At 43.4% G+C, this 2,222-nt stretch carries 3 protein-coding genes and 1 pseudogene; 3 read left to right on the top strand and 1 reads right to left on the bottom strand.

All coding sequences use genetic code 11. The features are described 5' to 3' along the window. Positions 1-213 precede the first annotated feature (213 nt). On the top strand, positions 214-522 hold the full coding sequence (locus ACR2PX_RS08665; protein ID WP_433998962.1) for a hypothetical protein: 309 nt from the start codon (positions 214-216) through the stop codon (positions 520-522). A gap of 207 nt (positions 523-729) precedes the next feature. After that, entirely contained in the window at positions 730-1,206 is a 477-nt protein-coding gene (locus tag ACR2PX_RS08660) for a hypothetical protein (protein WP_433998961.1), read from the top strand. Between the two features lie 4 nt (positions 1,207-1,210). Here ACR2PX_RS08660 and ACR2PX_RS08655 read toward each other — a convergent pair whose 3' ends face one another. Then, entirely contained in the window at positions 1,211-1,489 is a 279-nt protein-coding gene (locus ACR2PX_RS08655; protein ID WP_433998960.1) for a hypothetical protein, read from the bottom strand. A gap of 264 nt (positions 1,490-1,753) precedes the next feature. On the opposite strand from ACR2PX_RS08655, the pseudogene ACR2PX_RS08650 reads away from it, so the two are divergent. Further along, positions 1,754-2,167, top strand: a pseudogene (locus tag ACR2PX_RS08650) (DUF1883 domain-containing protein); the annotation flags it as partial. Positions 2,168-2,222: the final 55 nt, after the last annotated feature.

Below are 2,222 nucleotides of genomic sequence, written 5' to 3'. Positions count from 1 at the left end.
GTAGTGAGGGTGTTGCACACATGTCTGATCCTTCAGAAATTTTGATCCTTATAAATCAATCGTCTCCTGAAGGCTATTTCTGTTGCAACCCCTCACTTTTCATCAGCCAACCTGTAAAAGCCCCACAGAAAGAATGTTGGTTGTACAACTGGTTGAAAAGCTCAGACTGGTGGCGCAACGCATGTCTGTTATGAAGGATGGAGGTTCAGCACTGTGATTAAGTTTTCAAGATATCCACACCTTCATGATCTTTTGGATCATTACATTGACCGGCTTGAACGGAAAGACATTTCAGAGATTCTGCGTTCTGGTATTAACACCCAGGAGGAAGCCGAAACCTTTGCGAAATTCATTTGGGATGTCGTAGGTCAGATGAACGAAGACGAAGACAAGGGCGTGGAGGTACTGGGTCATACCGATAACTCTGAAATGATTCCGGATATCAGTTATGAAATCACCAGACTGATGAGAGACAGTGGTTTCTATAGCATCTGGGTAACGGTCTCTGATGAAGTTGGCTGAATCTGATCAATAAAGCCTATGGGGAAGGACTCTACTTCCCCTTGATCTCAAAAAAATAAAACGGCTATCTGAATGATTGTTTCGAATAGAACAAGAATAATATTTGCAATTTTCTGGGCATTTACTTCAAGCTTTTTTTTATGGCTGCTCAGCTTTCCCTCCCAGCTTCCTGAAAAGCCAACGTTGGGAGAGTTGTCTGCTTCCTACATGCACTTCTCATTTCTACTTTTTTGTGGTGGTATCTGTTATCACATACTGACTGAAATCCTGTCGACCCCTGTGACAGAAGAAAATAGGGATGAATGGCCCAAGCTTCTGAAACTGCTTTCTTATCTGATGATTTCACTGATGAGCATACCGGCAGTGATACTTCTGCTCAGAGACTCTTTTAATTCTGAATGGGCCATGCCTACAGCATTTGTTTACCTGTTAACCTATCTCTATCTGTCTGTAGTGTTATTCATACAAGTCGGGCGTAAGTTTCTGGAAATAAGGCAATCCTTGCTATCTGGTGAAAAAAATATGCCCCTCGAAGAGCACATAAAAAAAACACGTGAGCGAGCCAGGAAATCAGCCAAACAGCTCCTCAAGCCACTGTGCAGAGACATACAGGAAGAACTGAAAAAAGAGACCACTCTTGGTAATCCTGAAAATCTGATCAAACCTGATAATAGAGACGAATAACAGATCAGTCCGGGAATGGAACGACGTTCTCCAGTACCTGTTTCACACCACCGGCTCTTTTGAACTTGTCCCAGAGTTTTGCATGGGTAGGGCAGTAGTGGAGGTCTACCCCTACCTGCCGAGAGTGTTCATTGCAGATCGCTCGATCACATGTTTTGCCGTCACCCACAGGATAGTCACAGAGATTGTCCGACACAGCTCCGCATTCCCGACAATGCTCACCCAGATCACCACAAATAAAGCCGATATGCTGTCCATTTTTTCTTACTGAGTAGCAAGGCATGGCGGCTCTTGTTGATACAATTGTTAATGATAATATACAGCATGTGCAGTATATTCCTGTGTTATGCTCACCCATAAAATAAACATAGATACATTGATTTATGGCAAAGCTGTAGGTCTTGGGGGGCTCGGAGCTTCATAGTAAAATCATTGGTAGTAACTCTGAGTCATTTGAAAGGAGATTAAATGAACTTCTTAAAGTACGACCTTGGTAGCCTTAAGCGTGGGGAAGTTGTCGAAGTAACACTTAAGCAGTGCAAATGTTCGCTTAATGACCAGTTCAGAGTTCAACAACTATAAAAATGGCAGAAAGCACCGATACATCGGTGGTCTTGCAAAAAAATCACCTGTCAGATTACAAGTTCCAAGCTCTGGTCGATGGCTAGTTGCAGTTGATATGCAAGGCTTAAGGGGCAGTACAAAAGCATCTGTTCGAGTTGTGCCAGGAGTACTCCCAGAAATTCAAGAACGTCCGCTCTCTGAAGTGCCCAGCCTTGTTCGTGATGAAATTCCACCTTCAATGGAATCCGGCGGTGAAACTCATGATGTTTTCATCTCTCATGCCTCTGACGATAAAGACGAATTTGTTCGCCCATTAGCAAACGCTTTAAACTCGATTCTGCAGTTTTTCTCACTTGACAATCAGGTTGCATCCAATAATTCAAATTTCCCAGCATGAGATTTGAGTGATTCCGTAGGCTCCCGTTTACCAAGATCTCGCCCCGCCATATGCC

Origin of the sequence: Endozoicomonas sp. (assembly GCF_051008435.1) — a bacterium.
Taxonomy (GTDB): domain Bacteria; phylum Pseudomonadota; class Gammaproteobacteria; order Pseudomonadales; family Endozoicomonadaceae; genus Endozoicomonas_A.
This window is presented reverse-complemented; position numbering and strand designations above follow the sequence as displayed.